Raw genomic sequence first — 19,619 nt, 5'->3', positions numbered from 1 at the left:
AAACTATTTTTGTCAGGAATCTTCTTTTGGGTGTGCCCTGTGGCTATGAAGCTCCGCTTTGGGCGGCCGGGCTTTGGCGCAGGCTGTGGCTCAAGCGTCCAGGTGATGCGCCAGCGTGTCGCCGGAATAGGTCTTGCGGAACAGCCCGGCGGCGGCGAGACGCGGGACCAATTCACCGAGTACGCGCTCGAAGCAGGCCCACGATCCGCCGGGAACAGCCACGAACCCGTCGATCGCGCCGGACTCGAACCAGTCGGCGATGATCTCGGTTGCATCCTCGACCGTGCCGATGATCTGCCAGTGGACCGATGCGAGCACTTCCGGTCGCGCCAGAAGGTCGCGCACGCTGGGCGTTTCGCTGGCAATAAGCGCCTGCAGGATGGCGCGATGGCCGGGCAGGGGCGGCGCGTGCTCTGCGGGCAAATCTTCGGCGCGCACCGGCGTGTCATCCGCCCACCCCGTCAGGTCGAGCCCGGTGGCCCGTCGCACGCGCGCGATACGGTCCTCGCGGCTCACCCGAGCCTGCGTGGCAAGGAACAGGGCGCGGGCTTCTTCACGGGTCTCGCCCAGATACAGGCTCAGGCCGGGAAGGAGCCGCACCGCGTTCGGCGGCCTTCCGGACCGCTCCGCCGCCGCTACCAGCCGCGCGGATGCCGCGAGCGCGGTCGCCTTGTCCAGCGTCTGCCCGAAGACCATATCGGCGATCTGTCCGGCAAGCGCGACGCCCCCCTCTGACGCGCCCGCCTGCATGATCGGGATCCCCGGGCCGGGAAAGGCCGGCAGGTTGAGCGGGCCCGCGATGTCGAAATGCTGGCCATGGTGCGCAGCAGGTCGAATGCGCCCAGTGTCGGCAAAGCGCCCGCTCTCGCGGTCGATCAGCAGCGCGTCGGAGGGAAAGCTCTTCCAGAGCGATTGCACGGCCGCCACATATTCCGCCGCACGGGCGTAGCGCTCGGGTGAGGGCGGCATCTCGGTCAGTCCGAAATTTTGGTGCCCGGCCAACGCGGTGACAACGTTCCAACCGGCTCGTCCGCCGCTCATCCAGTGCAGCGACATCAGCTGGCGCGCGGTATTGTAAGGGTGGGTGAAACTCGTCGAGATCGTCGTGACCAGTCCGATCTTCGAGGTTCTCTCGACCATCGAGGCCAGCAGCAGCGTCGGGTCAAGACTGGCGAAGCCAAAGCTTTGCTCCAGCGGTGCAAGCGGCAGCGCGCTGGCGTCGGGGCGAAACACGAAGTCGAGATGCGCGGCCTCTGCCGCCTCAGCGATACGGCCCGCAAACCCTGCGGAAAACAGCCCCTCGATGCCGCTGTCAGACCGGCGCCAGCCCTCGGCGGCAAGCCAGGTCGGGGCAACGGACATGCCTATGCAAAGTTTGTCCCGGCGTCTCATCGCTGGGCCTCCCGCAGCAAGAAGGGCCGACCCGTTGGGACCGGCCCGACAGGTCAGACGTGCGCGCTCAGAAAGAGCCCTGAATGCCAAAGCCAAACATGCGCGGCGACGTCATCGAGGCCTGCGTGAAGACCACCGTGCCGCGGGCGGCCTGCTTCAGCACCGGGGCGCGCTCGTCGAAGATGTTGTTGACGTAGCCATAGAGCTCGAAACGATCACTGATGCTATAGCTCATCCGCAGGTCGGCCAGCGTGTAACCCTCGATCTCGTAGTCACCGGTGTTGGCGGTATCGGAATAATAATCGTCGACATAGCGCACCTGACCGCCAAGGTTGAAGCGGTCGGTCAGATCCCAGCTCGCGCCGACGCTCAGCGTGGTGCCGGGCGCGCGGGCAAAGGCATTTCCCTCGAAACTCGGCGCGTCCGAGAAGTCGGTGATTTCGGTCTCAAGCAGGCCAAGGCCCGCATTCAGTTGCAGGGCTTCACTGGCTTGCCAATCGGCGGCCAGCTCGAGGCCCCAAGCCTCGGCCTCGTCGGCGTTGATGGTGTGGATGAAGGTCGTGCCATCAACCGTTTGCGTCACGTTGTATTGGTAGTCGTCGTAGAGCGAGTAAAACAGATTGCCGGTCAGGAACAGGCGGTTGTCGAGCAGGCTGGCGCGGGTGAAAAGCTCGTAGTTCCACACCGTTTCCGCATCGTAGTCTTCCCATGCCTTCGACGACACGAAGTCGAGCGAGACCCCGCCGGGGTTGTACCCCTTGGAGACCAGAGCACCGATGGTCCAGTCCGGGTTCACCTCGTAGGCGAGGGTGATCTTGGGAAGCACCTCTTCGAAGGTCTCTGCGTAGTCCAGATCGCTGCTGGCGAACAACGGCGTGACCGTGCCAGAGCGAGAGACCTCATCGCGCTGGTAGCGCAGGCCGCCGGTCAGGGTCCAGCCGGGGGCAAAGCGCCAGCTTGCCTCGCCGTAGATGCCAAGGTTTTCCTTCTCGTCGTCGAAGGTAGAGATGCCGTATTGATCCAGCCTGTCGTCCTGATCGGTGTGGGCGTAGTAGAGTCCGGCAAAGCCGCTCAGGACGTCTTCGGTATTGCCGAAGCTGAGGGTCAGTTCATTGCTCCAGTTTGCGCGCTCGATATCCGCATCGCCCATGCTTTCTGCGCCGATGCGGCGGTCGATGTCCGAGTAGGTGTACTGCAGCTTGTTGTCGAGCCGGAGGCCGCCGCCGAAATCGTAACTGGTATCGAGCATCGCCGTGTCGGAGCTTTGCTGCCAGCCCGGCATGTACATGGTGATCGAACTCAAAATCCTCGTAGTCAGGCGATGCGCCTTCCGAACTGGGACCCGTGGTGTTGGTGTGGCTGTAGGTCAGCATGACCTCAAGGCCGGTGATGTCCGAAGGTGCCCAAAGAAGCTTGGCGCGGCCATCGAACGTCTCGAAGTCTTGGCCGATCTCATTGTCGACGAAGGCGCTGCCGTTGTAGTCGATGAAGGTATCCCGGCCGCTGTAGTCCAGCGCGATCCGCCCCGCGAAGTCCTGCCCCAGCGGGGTGTTCAGCATCAGCGACGCGCGCTTCTGACCATAATCGCCGAATTCCAGCCGGTAGGCCCCCTCGCGCTCGAAGGTCGGATCATTGGTGTTCACCACAATGGCCCCGCCGATCGCATTCGCCCCCTGCGAGGTGGTCTGCGGCCCGCGATAAACCTCAATACTGCCGACGTCCCAGGCCGAGGTCGCACCAAAATAGAAGGCGTTGTAGTCGAGATACTGCCCGTCGAGATTGATCGTCGCACGCGGCACGGTCCCACCGAAGAAGGCGTTGGCGCCGGTGTGTGGGCCTTCGGAGTTGCTGCCGCGGATGATCGGAGTGCTGACGTTTTCAGAGAACACCACGTTCGGCGTTCCCGAAATCAGCGCCTGCACGTTCGGCTTGCCGGGGCTTTCTTCAGTGATCTCTTCGCCCGTGTAGAGGGTGACCGACGACGCGGTATCCATCAGGTCACGTTCGACCTTTTCGCCGGTCAGAAAGATCGTGCCAAGTTCGTAGCCAAGCTCACTGTCCTGAGCGGTTACGGGCGTTGCGGCAGTGGCGATGGCAAGCAGGCTTGCGCCCTGCATCAGGCGGCTGCAGTGCATGTGATGTCCCCCAATTTGATCGTTCGGATCTTCGTTCGGTGCAGGAACTGGCTTGAGGAAACGCTCGCGGCTGGCCTGTGTGATCTAAGTTCCGCATTGCATGACGTATTCCACATGTCAATCGCGTGATCTCGGTGTGATGCTTTGCCTTCGCGCCGGCGTGCGGTAATGGTCACTGCGTAAGCAAGGTGGCAAAGGCCCAGCATATGAGCGAACAGATGAGCGGCCTCGGCCTCAAGGAGGGGCCGGAAAAGCGTAGCGCCACGATCCAGTCGATCTCGATGGCTATGCGTTTTCTGGAATGCCTCGCGGAAGCGGGTACGGCTTTGTCACTGGCCGACCTTGCGCGGGCGACCGGCACCGGGCGCTCGACCGCGCATCGCTACATGCAATCTCTGGTCAAGGAAGGCATGGCCGTGCAGGACACGGCAAGCAGCGCCTATGACCTCGGACCGGCGGCGCTTGGCCTTGGGCTTGCAGCGCTGCGGCGTGTCGATGCGGTCGAGATCGCAGGGGCGCAGATGCGGGCGCTGGCCGAACGGCAGGCGATGAGCGGCGGCGTCACGATCTGGTCTGATCGTGGCCCGGTCTTCGTCCGCTGGTATCGAAGCGCGCAATTCTCGATCAGCTCCATCGGCCTCGGCGATGTGTTGCCATTGGACAAATCCGCCTGCGGCCACGTCTTTCAGGCCTTCCTACCGCCTGCGCGGATCGCGGCGGCGCGCGTCGCGCAGCCAGAGGCATTTCGCGGCACACCGCCGTCGGCTGCCGAAATCGAACGCATCCGCAGCGACTCTTGGTGCGAACTGACGAGCCATCTGCTGACCGACGTGACCGGGCAGGCGGCGCCCGTATTCGATGCACAGGGAGAGATTGCCTGTGTGATCACCACCGTGACGGACCTAGGCCAGTTGCGCACGCCATCGGATCGGCTGGCCTTGCAGGACGTGGCGAAGGTGGTCAATCGCGTGACCGGTGGCGCTGCGGCGAGCTGACGAAGTCAGGCAGGGCCGCGCGGGATCACCATCGGGCGGTCGGTCAGAGGATCGGGCATGACCAGCGCATCCAGCCCGAAGACCTCGCGCATCAGTGCGGCGCTCACGATGTCATCGGGCGTTCCGGTCGCCACCACCGCCCCGTCGCGCATCGCCACCAGGTGCCCTGCATAGCGGAACGCAAGGTTCAACTCGTGCAGCACGGCGACAATGGTGCGCCCCTCGCGGTTGAGCTGAACCAGCATCTCGAGCAGTTCGACTTGGTGCACGATATCGAGAAAGGTGGTCGGCTCGTCTAGCAGAAGGATCGGCGTATCCTGCGCCAGCGCCATCGCAACCCAGACCCGCTGCCGCTGGCCGCCTGAAAGATCCGTGAGAGGGCGGTCCGCAAGATCGCTGGTCCCGGTTTGCTTGAGGGCGCGCTCGACCGCGGCTTCATCCTGCGGCGACCATTGCCGCAGAAAGCTCTGGTGCGGAAACCGGCCTCGCGCGACCAAATCCGCCACGGTGATCCCATCCGGCGCGATTGGCTGCTGTGGCAGCAGACCGAGGTTTCGGGCCACCTCGCGTGAGGGAATCTGAGATATCGCCTTACCGTCCAGCACAACCTGTCCGGCCTCTGGTGGCAGCAGCCGCGCCAGAGCCCGCAGCAGGGTCGACTTGCCGCAGGCGTTCGGTCCCACAACGGCGGTAAAAGCGCCATCGGGCACGCTCACCGAAAGCCCCTCGGAAATGATGCGTGCATCATATTTCAGCGTCAGCCCTTCGGCGCGCAGGCGGTCAGTCATCGGAACTCCAAAGCTTCGGAAGCTGTCCTCCTCGTATTGCATCGCGGAATGCGCTCTGCAATATGGACGCAGCCAGGTCGGGTGCTGCCCGGTTTCCAGCCAGCGACAATTTCCGGATATCAGCCCCTCAGCGGGGGCGGAAAGGCTGCGATGACCGAACAGGTCGAGGACCCCAACGGCGTGCTCTCGGGAGAGGACCACATGCGCGACATGGAGCGGGTCCAGATGAGCTTGTGCGAGATCTCGCGGCCATTCCCATCGATGATCCGTGTCACCGGCCGGATTCCCGGAGCCGCGCCAGCGCAGTGGACTGTGCCCAACCTTGCCGTCCGCCTTGAGGTCGAGACGCCGCAGACCGGACGTCCGATCAGCCGCATCTACACGATCCGCAGCTTTGACGCCGAGGCCGGCACGGTCGACATAGATTTCGTGCTGCATGACGACGACAGTCCGGCGATGCGTTGGCTGGACATGGCACGACCAGGCGACACCGTCTGGCTGACCGGTCCGCGGCCCCATTTTGTGCCGCCCTTCACGCCGGGCAAACGCGCCGCTCTCTTTGCCGACGACACCGCGATCCCGGCGGTCCATGCGATCCTCGAGGCTTGGCCCGACGGCGTGCTTGGTGCGGTCTGGATCGACGGCGGCGACCGCGCCGCAATGGAGGCTTTGCCGAGGGTCGCTGGGGTCGAACGCTACTTCATGCTGCGCGACGCAGCTTGTCCTGCGGGAACGACCGACCGGCTGATCAGCGCCGCGAAGGCTTTGGAAGACCCTGCGGATTGGACCATCTGGGCCGCCGGCGAGCGCGAAGAGATGCGGCGGCTGCGCCAGTATTTCCGCGCTATGAATATGCCGCGCGAGGCGCTGCAGGTGTTGGGCTACTGGAAACGCGGCACCTCGAGTTCCGAGTTGGACCGCCGCCGGCTTGCGGCGTATGAAGCTGCCCTCGCGAAAGGGCTGCGCATGGAAGACATGATGGACAGCGACGAGGCGGTATGAAGTTCCTGTTCCCACTGTTGATGATGGCGACCCCGTTGGCCGCCGAAGAAGGCTGGCCGCGCAGCATCGACCATGCAACCGGCACGCTCACCCTTGATGCGCCGCCGCAGCGGATCGTCTCGACCTCGCCGAGCCTCACCGGCACCCTTCTTGCGATCGGCGCGCCGCTGGTCGCCACGGCATCGGCGGCAAACGGAACCCTGACCGATGACAGCGGCTTCTTCACGCAATGGGCCGAGGTTGCGCATGATCGCGGCGTCACCCCGCTCTACCGCGACCTCAGTTTCGACATCGAGGCGCTGATCCTCGCCGATCCCGACCTGGTGGTGGTCTCGGAAACCGGCGGCGACAGTGTGCTTCCCTTCGTGCCGCAAATAGAAGCCATGGGCTATCCGGTCCTTACGCTCAATTACGGCGTGAACCCGTGGGAGGCGCTTGCAACCACCTTTGGCCGTGTCACGGGCGAAGAGCAGCGGGCCGAGCAGGTCAGCCGGGATTTCATCGCCCACACGCAGGCCGCTGCCGAGCGTATCGTCCATCCCGAGGGCAGCGTCAGCATCGTGTCGTATAATTTCTTTGGCACCTACGGTGTCAGCAAGCCCGAGGGCGCTCAGGCGCGTGTTCTGACGGAAATGGGGTTTGAGGTCACAGGCATTCCCGAAAGCCTGCGCGGTGCGGTGCAGCAGTCACGTGAGTTCGATTTCATCTCGCATGAGACATTGCCGCAGGGCATCACCGGAGAGACGGTCTTTCTGCTCTCCGCCGATGCCGATGACGTCGCGAATTTCATGGCCGATCCGGTGCTTGCCAATGTCGAAGCGGTGAAGGCCGGACGGGTCTATGCGCTGGGGCCGAGCAGCTTCCGCATCGACTATTATTCCGGCCTTGCGATGGTCGACACTGTGGCAGAGCAACTCGCCCCGTGAGCCGAAAGACCTTCGCCTTGCTTGCCCTCCTGATCCTGCTGGCGGCGCTGAGCCTCGCCGTGGGCTCGCGTTCGGTGCCGCCGGATGAGGTGTTGCGCGCGTTCACCGCCTACGATCCGGCCAACGACCTGCATCTTGTGGTGCGTGAACTGCGCTTGCCGCGCACCTTGCTTGGCCTCGCGGCGGGTGGCGCCTTGGGGCTCGCCGGCGCTTTGATGCAGGCGGTGACGCGCAACCCGCTGGCCGAACCGGGGCTTCTGGGCGTAAATGCCGGTGCCGCGCTGGCCATCGTTCTGGGGGCGATGGTCTTTGGGCTGAGCGCGATCACGCAGTATATCTGGTTCGGCATTCTGGGCGCGGGGCTCGCCGGGGTCGCGGTCTTCGTGCTCGGGCGCGCGCATGAGAGCGGCACTGATCCGGTGCGCCTCGTTCTGGCCGGGGCGGGGCTGTCGGTGGCCCTTGGTGCAGCAACCAGCCTGCTGATCCTGAATGCCGGGCTGGGAGTGCTCGATATCTTTCGCAATTGGGGCGCGGGCGGGCTCGCGGGACGCGGCCTTGGCGTCAGTCTGACCATGTGCATGGCGCTGGCCTGCGGCGGCGCTGTGGCGCTGCTGCTTGCTCCGGCACTGGATGCGCTGGCGCTGGGACAAGACCTTGGCCGGGTGCTGGGGCTCGATCCGCGCCGGGTCTGGGCGCTGGCGTGCCTTGCGGTTATGGTCTTGGCGGGCGCCGCCACCGCATCAGCCGGACCGATCGCCTTTGTGGGACTTGTTGCGCCGCATGCAGCGCGGGCCCTCACAGGGCCGGCAAGCGCGCGCGTGCTGCCTCTTTCGGCGATGATCGGCGCGATGCTGTTGCTGCTGGCTGACATTCTTGGACGCGTGCTCGTTGCCCCGGCTGAGGTCGCGGCGGGGATCGTCGCGGCGCTGCTCGGCGGACCGGTCTTTATCCATATTGTCCGCCGCTTCCGCTTGGCCCGGCCATGATCCCGGCAGGGCGCAGAGTACAGAGGCTTGGCCGCCTGAGCCTGCTGTGGCGACCGCGATCGCTGCTTGCCGGGTTTGGCATACTCGCAGTGCTTCTGGCCCTGTCTGCGGGACTGCTTGGCACCGGTCGGCTGGCGCTGAGCCCGCCGGAGGTGTGGCTGGCGCTGATCGGACAGGGCGATCCCGTCGCCACACGGATCCTGCAGAGCGTGCGCTTGCCACGGCTGCTGACAGCCGCCGGGGTCGGCGCGGCGCTTGGAATGGCGGGGGCGGTGTTTCAGTCGCTTTCGCGCAACCCATTGGGCTCGCCCGACGTGATCGGCTTTACCACGGGGGCGGCGACCGGTGCCGTCATGCAAATCGTCCTCAGCAGCCTCGACCCTTTGCGCACGGCGCTTTCAGCGGTCGGCAGCGGTCTTCTCACCGCGATTACGGTGCTTCTGTTGGCACGGCGGAGCGGCAGCGGCAGTGGTGGTGGCCACCGTCTGATCCTTGTTGGCATCGGGGCAGGGGCGTTTCTGACAGGCGCCAATACACTCCTTCTGGCGATGGGCGAGATCGACATGGTCATGGCCGCGCAAGTATGGCTCGCAGGCTCGCTGAACGCGCGCACTTGGGGGCATGCGGCCACCGTATGGGCGGGGTTGGCGATATTTGCGCCGGCGGTCTGTCTGCTGTCGCGGCAGCTTTCGACCATTGAGATGGGCGAGGATATGGCCCGGCAACTGGGCGTGCCCGTGGGGCGGGTCCGTGCGGTGCTGGTGATGGCGGCGGTCGGGCTCTCTTCGGTCGGCACGGCCGCAACCGGCCCGATCGCCTTTGTCGCCCTCGCCGCGCCGCAGCTCGCACGGCGCCTGACCGGAGCACCGGAGGTGCCATTGTTGAGCGCCGCACTGACCGGAGCGGCGCTACTCATGGCGGCGGATTTGGCAAGCCAGGCCGCGCCCTTCGGGGTGACCATGCCTGTCGGGCTGATGACCGGCTTTCTCGGGGGGCTCTATCTTCTCTTGGTGCTGCTCCGCCGGTGACGCGGGCGATCTCGGCGTAGGGCGGCCAGATGGCCAGGCAGGCGAGCCACAGGGCGGCTGCTTTCATGTCAGTCCTCAAGTGTCTGGAATCGGAAGAGCGTCGTGTCGTCAGCCGGATCGTGCAGCGCGGTGGCATGCACCCGGAAAACATGGGCGAGCCGCTGCGGCGTCAGCACCTCGCGCGGGGGACCGCAGGCGACCAGCCGACCGGCCTCCATCACTCCTAGCCGGTCACAGGCCATGGACTGGTTGAGGTCATGCAGCGCCATCACCACAGTCACGGGCAACCGGCTGACCAGGCGCAGAAGTGACAGCTGGTGGTGAATGTCGAGATGGTTCGTGGGCTCGTCGAGGATCAGCAGCCGCGGCCTCTGGGCAAGAGCACGGGCGATCTGTACCCGCTGCCGCTCGCCGCCCGAAAGCGTGGACCAACTGCGCTTTGCCATCTGCTCCATGGCGACGCCGCGCAGCGCCTCGGTGACGATCTGGCGGTCCTGCGCGCCGAAGGGCGACAGCGCCGACAGCCACGGCGTGCGGCCCAGCTCCACCACATCCCGCACGCAGAGCGCCTCGGACGTGTCGGCGAATTGCTCGACGAAGGCGATGCTCCGGGCGATCTCGCGCCGCGTCAGAATCCGCCAGCGGGCGCTGATCGAGGGCGACCGTGCCGCGCGGCCTTGGTGCGAGCCCGGCAAGCAGCCGCAGCAGCGTGGATTTGCCCGAGCCATTGGGGCCGATGAGACCAAAGGTCTCGCCCGGCGCGATATCAATCGTCACCCCGTCGACGATGGGTCTTCCGCGGGCACTCCAGCCCAGCCCCTGTGCATGCAACCTCATGCCCGCCTCCGGTTTCGGATCAGGATGAGGGCAAAGCCCGGCGCGCCGACAAGGGCGGTGACCACGCCGATCGGCACCACCTGCCCGGCAATGAGCACGCGCGAGACGACATCCGCCGCGATGAGAAACACCGCACCCGCAAGCGCCGAGGCCGGGATCAACCGGTGGTGACGCGGACCGACGATGAAGCGCATAGCATGCGGGATGACCAGCCCGACAAAGCCGATGGATCCGACGAGGCTGACCATGATGGCGGTCATCAGCGTGGTCGCCCCGATCAGCACAATCTGCACGCGGCGCACCGGCACGCCAAGCGCAGCGGCGGCGGCGGCGCCAAAGGCAAAGGCGTCCAAGGCGCGGGCAAACCAGACGCAGGCGGCAAGGCCCAGCCCGGCGGCGGGCAGCGCCAGCCAGACATCCGGCCAGCGCACCCCCGACAGGTTACCGAGCAGCCAGTACATGATCCCGCGCGCCTGTTCGGCATTGGCCGACTTGGTGATCAGAAAAGACGTCAGCGCATTGAACAGCTGCGATCCGGCAATCCCGGCCAGCACCAGCTGCGCCGAGCCGCCCCCCGCCGCCCGGGCCAGCACGACAACCAGAACGAAGGACAGCGATGCCCCGGCAAAGGCGCCCGCCGACATGCCGATCGCGCCACCGCCGAGCCCAAGGATGGTGACGGCCACCGCCCCGGTTCCCGCCCCTGCCGAGACCCCGAGCAGGTAGGGATCGGCCAACGCATTGCGCACCAGCGCTTGCAGAATTACGCCCGACAGCGCCAGCCCCGCACCGCAGCCCGCGGCAACCAGACTTCGCGGCAGCCGGTAGGACCAGATGATGCCGGCGTCGATCGGATCAATCTCGTGGCCTGCGCCCCATAGGTGGTTGGCAAAGACCTCTGCCACCATCGACAAAGGCAGCGGCGTCTCTCCCAGCACGGTCCCGGCGACAACCGCCAGCACCAAAGCGGCGATGCCGGCAGGTGCCCACAGGAGCAGGGGCCGCGCGACCCCCGCCGGCATCGTCAGATCGGTCATTCGAGGTCGAAACCGCTCAGCGCATCCGCCAGCGTCTCAAGCGCGCCGACATTGCGGATCGAAGGGTCCATACCATGCGCGTCGAGGATCACGATCCGACCGTTCTTCACCGCATCCATCTGGCTCGCGACGGGATCGGTGCGCAGGAACTCCAGCTTCTTCTCGATATCGTCGGCGGGGAAGCGGCGGCGGTCCATCCGGGCGGCGACGATCACCGTCGGGTTGGCACGGGCGATGGTTTCCCAGCTGACGGTGGGCCATTCCTCGTTGCTGTCGACGACGTTCTCTAGCCCGAGCGCCTGCATCATATAGGCGGGCGCGCCGCCCTGACCGGCGACATAGGGGTCGATGTCCATCTCCGCCGAGGAGAACCAGAACACCGCAGACGCATCCTCTGGCAGATCGAGGCTTTCGGCTTTCTCGATGGCCGCCGCTTCGCGCGACTTCAGATCAGTGACCAGCGCGTTGCCGCTCTCTGCGACGTCAAAGATCTGCGACAGCTCGGTGATGCCCCGATAGACGCTGTTCATCGAGTAGAGCTCGAGCCGCGTGCCATCGACACCGACCGAATTGTCCTTGCCGACGCAATCGGCGGGCAGCGTGTAGGTCGGGATGCCAAGATCGTGGAACTGCTCGCGCGTGGCGACGATGCCCTGCGGGCCGATGTGCCATTCGTATTGTTCGACGACGAGCCCGGGCTTCTTGGCGACGACGCTTTCGAAGCTCGGGTCATTGTCCGCCAGCCGCTCGATCCCGGCGTTCAGCGTTTCGAACTCGGGCAGCACCTTGGTGAACCAGACCGAGGTGCCGGTCACCTTCTCGCCGAGGCCCAGCGAGTAGAGTATCTCGGTCGCGGCCTGGCCGACCGTCACGGCGCTTTCGGGCGCGGCGTCGATGGTCAGCGCGACGCCGCAGTTTTCCAGCGTCAGCGGATAGGATGTTTGAGCATTTGCCGCCAGCGGCAGCAGGGCGACCCCGAGGGCTGCCGCAATCAAGGGTGCGCGATACATGAAGTGTCTCCAGAAGGGTGGCCGACCGAAGACAGGGAGGGGAACGCCGCGCACACGGCTGGCGGGGCGACGGAAGATTGGCTTCCCCCGCGCAAGCTGGCAATGGCCGGTGCCCCTGGGCACCGATAGACGAATTTCATAGGCACCTCCCCGGACATCCCCGTCCGGGCCGCGTTGCGTTGCGTCGGCAGGTCTCCTGACTGGCGGGTCGTTGCACCGAGCGGCCTTCCCATGGCTCTGGGCCACAGTGGCTGTGTCGCTTGGTGCTCGCCGCCTACAGTTGCGGGGGCAGTTCCGGTTCACCGTTTGGCGCGGTGGCGGATTCCCTTTTGATTCCTTTCGGAAACCGACGAAGGTTCTTTAGCGGCTCACGATCCGCTCTGGCAACTGCCTTTCGCCGCGCATCGCCGGGCGGGCGGCGCTCTGCGGCAGAGCAGAGCCGCACCCGCGGATGCGAGTCGCGCGGCAAAGCAAACGTCTGCGGCCCGTCGGCCAGACGCGGGCACAGCGCTCAGACAGGGTGTGATCAGGTGCCGGCGCGCGCCATCATACGCACCGCCAGAGCTCAGAATTCCACGCCCTTCTGCGCCTTGACGCCCTCTTTGAACGGATGCTTGAGGAGGCTCATTTCGGTGACCAGATCGGCGGCCTCAATCAGCTCGGGTTTGGCATTGCGTCCGGTCAGGCAGACATGGGTCATGGGCGGCTTGTGGGTCTGCAGAAAGTCCACAACCTCGTCGATGTCGAGATAGTCGTAGCGCAGGGCGATGTTGATCTCGTCCAGCAGCACGAATTGCACCTCGGGGTCGAGAATTTGTTTCTTGGCGATCTCCCAGCCGTTGCGGGCGGCGGCGATGTCGCGCTGGCGATCTTGGGTGTCCCAGGTAAAGCCCTCGCCCGAGACGAAGAAGCGGCACTCCTGCGCAAAGCGATTGCGCAGAAACTCGGCTTCTCCGGTCACCCAAGTGCCCTTGATGAACTGCACCACGGCGCAGGGCATACCATGCGCAATACAGCGCATGATCATCCCGAAGCCCGAGGAAGATTTGCCCTTGCCCGCCCCGGTATGGACGATGATCAGGCCCTTTTCTTCGGTTTTCGTCGCCATCATCCGCGTGCGTGCGGCTTTGATGCGCTTCATCTTTTCGTTGTGGCGTGTGTCGAGGTCATCGCTCATTGCAACGCTCCGTCGCTTGACAAGGGTCGGTTTTGGAGCGCATCTGGCATCACGCTGGTGCCCGTGTAAACGGGTGAAAAGGGAATGCGATGGCCTCGTGAGAGGCCCAAAGCAGCCGCCCCCGCGACCGTGAACGGAAAAGGGCGCTCAACTTGCCACTGGCCGCAACAGGCTGGGAAGGCAGAGCGTCCGCTGGGCTTATGTCCTTGAATTCCGTGAGCCGGGAGACCTGCCAGCCTGACTGATGAGACCGGACGGGGTGTGCCGGTGTCGGGGTGTACCCTTTTGCCGGGACTCATTCCGCCGATACCTCCGTGCGCACTGCCGATAGGGCGAGGCGAATGAATAACTGCGCGCACACGCTAAGAGTGACCGAACGAACCGAGGCCGACAGCGAGCTGTTGGTCTGCGTGAAATGCCGACCTAAGGCAAACAGCAAAACGCCCGGCGACAACGACGGGCTGCGCCCGGGGCGCCGGCTCTACGACGCGCTGCTGGCGGCGGGTGCGCCCGAGGGCGTGCGTCTGCGCGCCGTGGAATGCCTGCAGAACTGCGACGCGGGCTGTACCGCGGCGCTGCGCGGCGGTGCCGGCAAATGGACCTATGTCTACGGCAATCTCGAAAGCGCGCTGGCCGGGGTGCTTCTTGAAGGCGCGCGCGCCTATCACGCGGCGCCGGACGGGCTGATCCCATGGCGGCAGCGGCCTGACCATTTCAAACGCAACTGCGTGGCGCGCATCCCGCCTGCCGAATTCCCCGATCCGCTTGAGGAGACCGACACATGAGCGATCTTTCGAAACTGCCTGTCACCGTCATCACCGGCTTTCTCGGCGCGGGCAAGACCACGCTGATCTCGGCGCTGATGCAGAACCCCGGCGGGCGGCGGCTGGCCGTGGTGGTCAACGAGTTCGGTGACGTCGGCGTCGATGGTGAGATCCTCAAGGGCTGCGCCATCCCCGACTGCCCGGCCGAGAATATCCTTGAGCTGTCGAACGGCTGCATCTGCTGCACCGTGGCCGATGACTTCATTCCCACCATCGAGGCGCTGATGGCGCTCGAGCCGCGCCCCGACCACATTCTGATCGAGACCTCGGGTCTGGCGCTGCCGAAACCTTTGCTGAAGGCCTTCGACTGGCCCGACATCCGCTCGCGCATCACCGTCGACGGGGTGATCGCACTGGCCGATGCCGAGGCGGTGGCGGCGGGGCGGTTCGCGCCCGATGTGGCGCGGGTCGATGCGCAGCGCGCTGCCGACGACAGCCTCGACCACGAGACCCCGCTGTCGGAGGTCTTTGAGGATCAGATCGCCTGCGCCGACCTCGTGCTGCTGACCAAGCCCGACCTTGCCGGGCCGGAGGGCGTCGCCAAGGCGCGGGAGGTGATCGCCGCCGAAGCGCCGCGCCCGATCCCGGTGATCGAGGTGGCCGAAGGCGTGGTCGATCCGCGCGTCATCCTCGGTCTTGAGGCGGCGGCCGAGGACGATATGGCAGCCCGTCCCAGTCACCACGACACGCCGCATGATCACGACCATGACGACTTTGAGTTGATCGTCGTGGACCTTCCTGAGCTGGCCGATCCCGCCGCGCTGGTGGGCGCGATCGAGGGGTTGGCGCGGGATCACAACATCTTGCGCGTGAAGGGCTATGCTGCCGTCGCAGGCAAGCCGATGCGGCTGCTGATGCAGGCGGTGGGCGCGCGGGTGCGCCACCAGTTTGACCGTCCGTGGCAGCCGGGCGAGGCGCGGCAGGGCAAGCTGGTGGTCATCGCAGAACATGACGACATCCGCCGCGAGGTGATCGAGGCCGCGCTGGGGACGGCCCGCCAGCCCGCCGAATAGACCGCATAGACCCTGGGGCCCGCCATGCATGTCATCTTCCGCGAGAGCCATGGGCTCGAGGAAAGCGCCACGCCGACCGATCTGGGCCAAAGCCCGGCGGAGCTGGTGGTGCTGTCCTTCTCCGACAGCGATCTCGGGGCTTTTGCGGCGGCGTGGCATCGCGCCGAGGGTGGCCTGCCGAGCCTGCGACTGGCCAATCTCGCGGCGCTGCAGCACCCGCTGTCGGTCGACACCTATGTGGACCGCACCCTTGAAGGGGCGACGGGCATCCTGATCCGGCTGATCGGCGGCAGGTCCTACTGGTCCTACGGGCTGGCTCAGGTGCAGGCGCTGGCGCAGCGCCGCGGCATCGCGTTGGCGGTGCTGCCGGCGGACGGGCGCGAGGATACGCAACTCGATGCGATCTCCAACCTGCCGATCTCGACCCTGCGGCGACTGGCGCAGCTCTGCGACATGGGCGGGACGGCGGCGGCGCATGGCGCGCTGGCGCAGCTGGCGCTGGCGGCGGGGCTCTCTGCCGGACCGGTGCCGGGCGCGCGGGCGCTGCCGGATTGGGGGCTCTGGACGCCCGAGGCTGGCGTGCTGGCGCTGGCAGATGCGAGGGGCGCTGCCCCTCGCGCTCCTCGGAGTAGTGCTGGAAAGATGAAGGGCAGCCGGGTGCTGCTGGTGTTCTACCGCGCCTATCTGGTCGCGGCGGACATCGCTCCGGTCGAAGCGCTTTTCGCCGCCTTCCGCGCTGAAGGCGCCGAGGTGGTCGGGCTCTTTGCACTGTCGCTGAAGGCACAGGGGCTCGCCGGGGACATGCGCGCGGCGGTGCAGGCGCTGGCGCCCGACGCCATCGTCAACCTCACCGCGTTCTCGGGGCGAGGATCCGAGGGCGGATCGGTCCTCGACGTCGCCGGGGTGCCGGTGTTTCAGGCGGCGCTGGCCACGTCGACCGGCGCGGCATGGGACGCGGCGGAGCGCGGCCTTTCGCCTGCCGATCTTGCGATGCACGTTGTGCTGCCCGAAGTGGACGGTCGGCTGAGCGGCGGGGTGATCTCCTTCAAAGAGCCCGGCCCGCGCGATCCCGCGCTGCAGTTTTCGCGTATGCTGCACCGCCCGCATGACGGCCGCATCGCTGCGCTGGTGGCGCGGGTTGCGAGTTGGCTGAAGTTGGCCAGGGTGTCGGCGCCGGAGCGGCGGGTGGCGCTGGTGCTCTCGACCTATCCCGGCAAGGACTGGCAGATGGGGCATGCGGTGGGGCTCGACGCGCCCGCCTCGGCGCGCGCGATCCTGAGTGACCTGCAGGCGGCGGGCTATGATGTGCCGGAGCCGGCGGGCGATCTGCCGGAGATGTTGCGCACGCGCACTCTGCGCTGGCCCCTGCCTGAGTATCTTGCGGCGCTGCAGCGGCTTCCCGAGCGGCTGCGCACCGAACTGCGCGGCGCTTGGGGCGCGCCCGAGGATGACCCGGCGGTCCGTGACGGCGCCTTCCACTTCCCTGCGGTGACGCTGGGCCGGGCGCTTGTCGCGCTGCAGCCCGAACGTGGCCCCGTGCAGGCGCGCGCCGATGACTACCACGATCTGCAACGGGTGCCGCGCCACGCCTATGTCGCCTTCTATCTATGGCTGCAGGACCGGGTGGATGCGCTGGTGCATATCGGCGCGCATGGCACGCTGGAATGGCTTCCGGGCAAATCGGTGGCGCTGTCCGACGCCTGCTGGCCAGAGGCGCTGACGGGGGCGCTGACCGGTGCGCTGCCTGTCATCTATCCGTTCATCGTCAATGACCCGGGCGAGGCGGCGCAGGCCAAGCGGCGCATCGGCGCGGTCACCCTCGGGCACATTCCGCCGCCGCTGAAGACCAGTGGCACGCCGCTGCGGCTGGCGCGGCTCGAGGCGCTGCTGGATGAGTTCTCCAACGCCGACGGGCTCGATCCACGCCGCCGCGAGCGGTTGCAGGAAGACATCCGGCTCGAGGCCCGCAGTCTTGGGGTGGAGGATGACCTGGGCCTCGCGACCGCCGGCTGCAGCGCCGAGGCGATCACCCGCATCGACCGCTTCGTCTGCGACGTGAAGGAAAGCCAGTTCGGCGAGGGGCTGCACGTCTGGGGGCGCCCCGCGCGGCCGGGCGCGCCCTTCGACACCGCCGCCTCTGTTGCCACCGAGCGCGCGGCATTGCTGGCGGCGCTGGAGGGCAGGTGGATCGCGCCCGGCCCCTCGGGCTCTCCCTACCGCGGGCGCAGCGATGTCTTGCCGACCGGGCGCAACATCTACACCACCGATCCGCGCGCGGTGCCGACACGGGCCGCCCATGCTCAGGGCGTGCGGCTGGCTGAGGAGGTGGTGCGGCGGCACCTGCAGGACGCGGGCGATTGGCCGCGCGGGCTGGTGGTGGACCTCTGGGGCTCGGCGACCATGCGCACCGCCGGCGAGGAGTTCGCCATGGCGCTGCACCTGCTGGGCTGCCGCCCGATCTGGGATGCGGGCTCGGAGCGGGTGCGTGGCATCGAGGTGCTGCCGATCGCCGAGCTCGAGCGCCCGCGCATCGACGTGACGCTGCGCGTTTCGGGGCTGTTCCGCGATGTCTTCCCGACGCTCTCCGCGCTGTTTGCCAGCGCGGTGCGGGCGCTCGCGGCGCGCGACGAGGCGGCGGATTTCAATCCCTATGCGGGGCGCGCGGGGGCGCGGGTCTTCGGCCCGGCGCCGGGCAGCTACGGGCTGGGCCTGACCGCGGCGCTGGAAGATTACAGCGACGCAGGCCGGCAGCGCGCGGGGCAGGCCTGGCTCGCGGCCTCGGCCTGGGCGCTGGATGGCGAGGACGCGGTGCGCGACGAGGCCGGGCTGCGCGCGCGGCTCGCCGGGGCGGATGCCTTCGTACACCCGCAGGACCTGCCCGAGACCGACCTGCTGCTGGCCGCCGATTATGCCGCGCATGAGGCGGGCTTTGCCGCCGCGCAGGCGCTTACCGGCGGCAATGCGAGGCTCTACCATCTCGACACCACCGACCCGGCGCGGCCCCGCGCAAGGGCGCTGACCGAAGAGATCGCGCGGGTGGTTCAGGCGCGGGCGGGCTCGCGCGGCTGGATCGACGGCATGCGCGCCCATGGCTTCCGCGGGGCCGCCGAGATCGCGGCGACGCTCGATCACATGGCGGCTTTCGCGCATCTCGCAGGGGTTGTCGGCCCGCATCTCTTCGACCTTTATTTCGACGCGACGCTGGGCGACGAGGAGGTCGCGGCTTTCATGGCCGAGGCCAATCCCGCCGCGCTCGAGGCGCTGCGCGCGCGGTTCCTCGCGCTGCAGGGCGCCGGGCTTTGGGACAGCCGCCGCAACTCGATCCGCGCCGACCTGGAGCAGGGCCGATGAGCGGCGCGGTCAAGGGCTGGTGCCCCGGGGCCCACCAGCCGATGATGTCGGGCGATGGCTTGGTGGTGCGGGTCCGGCCCCGGCTGGGGCGGCTCGACGCGCGGCAGGCGCTGGGGCTCTGCGCGCTGGCGCAGCGCCACGGCAGCGGTGTGATCGATCTGACCAGCCGCGCAAACCTGCAGATCCGCGGCGTTGCCGAGGCCGATCATGCCCCGCTGCTGGCGGGTCTGGCGGCGCTCGGGCTGCTCGATGCCAGCGCCGCGGCGGAGCGGCGGCGCAACATCCTCGTCTCGCCATTCTGGCAGCCGGGGGACCTCACCGAGAGACTGACGCACGCGCTGACGGCAGCCTTGCCCAGCCTGCCCGAACTGCCCGCCAAAGTGGGCGTTGCCATCGACACCGGCGCGGCACCGCTGCTTGCCACGGCCTCGGCGGATGTCCGGCTGGAGCGCAGTGCCAACGGACTGATCCTGCGCGCCGATGGCACGGCGGCGGGGCGCGTGGTGACCGAGGACGGGGCGATCCCGGCCCTTGTTGAGATGCTGCGTTGGTTCGACGCGCGGCGCACGCCGGAGCGCCGCCGCATGGCGCAGGTGGTGGCGCAGACTGCCCTGCCGCGCGGCTGGCAGGAGGTGCCGCCGCTGCCCGCCGCCGATCTGCCCGAGCCGGGCCTGCGGCCAGAGGGCGCGCTGATCGGCGCGGCTTTTGGCCAGCTCGATGCCCTGGCGCTGGCCGATGTGCTGCGGGAAAGCAACGCGATTGCGATCCGAGTCACGCCGTGGCGGATGCTGCTGCTCGAGGGTGGCGCGCTGCCGCGCCCCGGGCCTTTCATCGCCGCGGCGAGGGATCCGCTGCTTGCCGTCGACGCCTGCCCGGGGGCGCCGCTGTGCGCCTCGGCCACGGTGCAGACCCGCGCGCTGGCGCGGGCGCTCGCGGGGCGTTGGGACGGCGCGCTGCACGTCTCGGGCTGCGCCAAGGGCTGCGCCCGCCCGCGCGCCGCGCGCCGCACGCTGGTGGGACGCGACGGGCGCTTCGACCTCATCGAAAATGGCCGCGCAGGAGATACCCCCTGCCGCACCGGGCTGACGCCCGACGACCTTGAAACCGGAGTGCTTTGA

General features: G+C 67.2%; 15 protein-coding genes, 2 pseudogenes and 2 riboswitches. Of the genes and pseudogenes, 9 read left to right on the top strand and 8 right to left on the bottom strand.

The annotated features are described in order from the left end of the window. Positions 1–90: 90 nt before the first annotated feature. The 3 genes and pseudogenes from ACXAD2_RS04825 to ACXAD2_RS04815 all read right to left on the bottom strand — a co-directional run. On the bottom strand, positions 91–1,392 hold the full coding sequence (locus tag ACXAD2_RS04825; protein ID WP_475167568.1) for an NtaA/DmoA family FMN-dependent monooxygenase: 1,302 nt from the start codon (positions 1,390–1,392) through the stop codon (positions 91–93). A gap of 67 nt (positions 1,393–1,459) precedes the next feature. After that, positions 1,460–2,641 carry a TonB-dependent receptor gene (locus tag ACXAD2_RS04820; protein ID WP_475167565.1) on the bottom strand — a complete coding sequence of 394 codons (1,182 nt, stop codon included), beginning with the start codon at positions 2,639–2,641 and terminating at the stop codon, positions 1,460–1,462. Positions 2,642–3,101: 460 nt separating this feature from the next. After that, a pseudogene (locus tag ACXAD2_RS04815) lies at positions 3,102–3,386 on the bottom strand (hypothetical protein); the annotation flags it as partial. Positions 3,387–3,733: 347 nt separating this feature from the next. Here ACXAD2_RS04815 and ACXAD2_RS04810 point away from each other — a divergent pair. After that, complete coding sequence (locus ACXAD2_RS04810) at positions 3,734–4,522, top strand: IclR family transcriptional regulator (protein ID WP_475167563.1); 789 nt, start codon at positions 3,734–3,736, stop codon at positions 4,520–4,522. 5 nt (positions 4,523–4,527) lie between these two features. Here the strand turns inward: ACXAD2_RS04810 and ACXAD2_RS04805 are convergent, their stop codons facing one another. Then, positions 4,528–5,310, bottom strand: a complete 783-nt coding sequence (locus tag ACXAD2_RS04805) for an ABC transporter ATP-binding protein (protein WP_475167561.1) — start codon at positions 5,308–5,310, stop codon at positions 4,528–4,530. A 150-nt stretch (positions 5,311–5,460) separates the two neighbouring features. Here ACXAD2_RS04805 and ACXAD2_RS04800 point away from each other — a divergent pair, with 150 nt between their 5' ends. The 4 genes from ACXAD2_RS04800 to ACXAD2_RS04785 all read left to right on the top strand — a co-directional run bounded on the left by ACXAD2_RS04800 (position 5,461) and on the right by ACXAD2_RS04785 (position 9,252). Then, positions 5,461–6,312, top strand: coding sequence for a siderophore-interacting protein (locus ACXAD2_RS04800; protein WP_475167558.1), 852 nt, complete (start codon positions 5,461–5,463; stop codon positions 6,310–6,312). After that, entirely contained in the window at positions 6,309–7,238 is a 930-nt protein-coding gene (gene fepB / locus ACXAD2_RS04795; RefSeq protein ID WP_475167555.1) for a Fe2+-enterobactin ABC transporter substrate-binding protein, read from the top strand. The genes ACXAD2_RS04800 and fepB overlap by 4 nt, the downstream gene beginning before the upstream one ends. Further along, positions 7,235–8,224, top strand: a complete 990-nt coding sequence (locus ACXAD2_RS04790; protein WP_475167553.1) for a FecCD family ABC transporter permease — start codon at positions 7,235–7,237, stop codon at positions 8,222–8,224. The genes fepB and ACXAD2_RS04790 overlap by 4 nt, the downstream gene beginning before the upstream one ends. A gap of 89 nt (positions 8,225–8,313) precedes the next feature. Beyond that, positions 8,314–9,252 (top strand): FecCD family ABC transporter permease, encoded by a 939-nt coding sequence (locus ACXAD2_RS04785; protein WP_475167552.1) that lies wholly within the window; start codon positions 8,314–8,316, stop codon positions 9,250–9,252. A gap of 68 nt (positions 9,253–9,320) precedes the next feature. Here ACXAD2_RS04785 and ACXAD2_RS04780 read toward each other — a convergent pair. From ACXAD2_RS04780 to cobO, 4 genes and pseudogenes are all read right to left on the bottom strand, one after another. After that, positions 9,321–10,089: pseudogene (locus ACXAD2_RS04780) on the bottom strand (ABC transporter ATP-binding protein). After that, positions 10,086–11,126, bottom strand: coding sequence for a FecCD family ABC transporter permease (locus ACXAD2_RS04775; protein WP_475167550.1), 1,041 nt, complete (start codon positions 11,124–11,126; stop codon positions 10,086–10,088). Before ACXAD2_RS04775 ends, ACXAD2_RS04780 begins: the two are co-directional and overlap by 4 nt. Continuing rightward, positions 11,123–12,136 carry an ABC transporter substrate-binding protein gene (locus ACXAD2_RS04770; protein ID WP_475167549.1) on the bottom strand — a complete coding sequence of 338 codons (1,014 nt, stop codon included), beginning with the start codon at positions 12,134–12,136 and terminating at the stop codon, positions 11,123–11,125. Before ACXAD2_RS04770 ends, ACXAD2_RS04775 begins: the two co-directional genes overlap by 4 nt. 169 nt (positions 12,137–12,305) lie before the next feature. After that, positions 12,306–12,501, bottom strand: a riboswitch (cobalamin riboswitch). A 200-nt stretch (positions 12,502–12,701) separates the two neighbouring features. Then, complete coding sequence (gene cobO, locus ACXAD2_RS04765) at positions 12,702–13,313, bottom strand: cob(I)yrinic acid a,c-diamide adenosyltransferase (protein ID WP_475167546.1); 612 nt, start codon at positions 13,311–13,313, stop codon at positions 12,702–12,704. 38 nt (positions 13,314–13,351) lie between these two features. Then, a riboswitch (cobalamin riboswitch) is annotated at positions 13,352–13,564 on the top strand. Positions 13,565–13,654: 90 nt separating this feature from the next. On the opposite strand from cobO, the gene ACXAD2_RS04760 reads away from it, so the two are divergent. From ACXAD2_RS04760 to cobG, 4 genes are read left to right on the top strand one after another with little or no spacing between them, the layout of a single operon-like run. Beyond that, positions 13,655–14,098 carry a DUF1636 family protein gene (locus tag ACXAD2_RS04760; RefSeq protein ID WP_475167543.1) on the top strand — a complete coding sequence of 148 codons (444 nt, stop codon included), beginning with the start codon at positions 13,655–13,657 and terminating at the stop codon, positions 14,096–14,098. After that, entirely contained in the window at positions 14,095–15,150 is a 1,056-nt protein-coding gene (gene cobW / locus ACXAD2_RS04755) for a cobalamin biosynthesis protein CobW (RefSeq protein ID WP_475167536.1), read from the top strand. The genes ACXAD2_RS04760 and cobW overlap by 4 nt, the downstream gene beginning before the upstream one ends. Positions 15,151–15,174: 24 nt before the next feature. Continuing rightward, a complete protein-coding gene (gene cobN, locus ACXAD2_RS04750; RefSeq protein ID WP_475167534.1) occupies positions 15,175–18,501 on the top strand; it encodes a cobaltochelatase subunit CobN in 3,327 nt (1,108 codons plus the stop codon). Next, positions 18,498–19,619: a precorrin-3B synthase gene (cobG, locus tag ACXAD2_RS04745; protein ID WP_475167531.1), complete on the top strand. Its 1,122-nt coding sequence runs from the start codon at positions 18,498–18,500 to the stop codon at positions 19,617–19,619. Before cobN ends, cobG begins: the two co-directional genes overlap by 4 nt.

This window comes from Salipiger sp. ABN3_019, assembly GCF_056158605.1.
Note: the sequence above shows the minus strand (reverse complement) of the source record. Positions and strands in the feature narration are given on the sequence as shown.

Coding starts and splice junctions, on each gene's coding strand:
- ACXAD2_RS04825 (WP_475167568.1), bottom strand. CDS start 1,392: ATGAGACGCCGGGACAAACTTTGCATAGGCATGTCCGTTGCCCCGACC.
- ACXAD2_RS04820 (WP_475167565.1), bottom strand. CDS start 2,641: ATGCTCGATACCAGTTACGATTTCGGCGGCGGCCTCCGGCTCGACAAC.
- ACXAD2_RS04810 (WP_475167563.1), top strand. CDS start 3,734: ATGAGCGAACAGATGAGCGGCCTCGGCCTCAAGGAGGGGCCGGAAAAG.
- ACXAD2_RS04805 (WP_475167561.1), bottom strand. CDS start 5,310: ATGACTGACCGCCTGCGCGCCGAAGGGCTGACGCTGAAATATGATGCA.
- ACXAD2_RS04800 (WP_475167558.1), top strand. CDS start 5,461: ATGACCGAACAGGTCGAGGACCCCAACGGCGTGCTCTCGGGAGAGGAC.
- fepB (WP_475167555.1), top strand. CDS start 6,309: ATGAAGTTCCTGTTCCCACTGTTGATGATGGCGACCCCGTTGGCCGCC.
- ACXAD2_RS04775 (WP_475167550.1), bottom strand. CDS start 11,126: ATGACCGATCTGACGATGCCGGCGGGGGTCGCGCGGCCCCTGCTCCTG.
- ACXAD2_RS04770 (WP_475167549.1), bottom strand. CDS start 12,136: ATGTATCGCGCACCCTTGATTGCGGCAGCCCTCGGGGTCGCCCTGCTG.
- cobO (WP_475167546.1), bottom strand. CDS start 13,313: ATGAGCGATGACCTCGACACACGCCACAACGAAAAGATGAAGCGCATC.
- ACXAD2_RS04760 (WP_475167543.1), top strand. CDS start 13,655: ATGAATAACTGCGCGCACACGCTAAGAGTGACCGAACGAACCGAGGCC.
- cobW (WP_475167536.1), top strand. CDS start 14,095: ATGAGCGATCTTTCGAAACTGCCTGTCACCGTCATCACCGGCTTTCTC.
- cobN (WP_475167534.1), top strand. CDS start 15,175: ATGCATGTCATCTTCCGCGAGAGCCATGGGCTCGAGGAAAGCGCCACG.
- cobG (WP_475167531.1), top strand. CDS start 18,498: ATGAGCGGCGCGGTCAAGGGCTGGTGCCCCGGGGCCCACCAGCCGATG.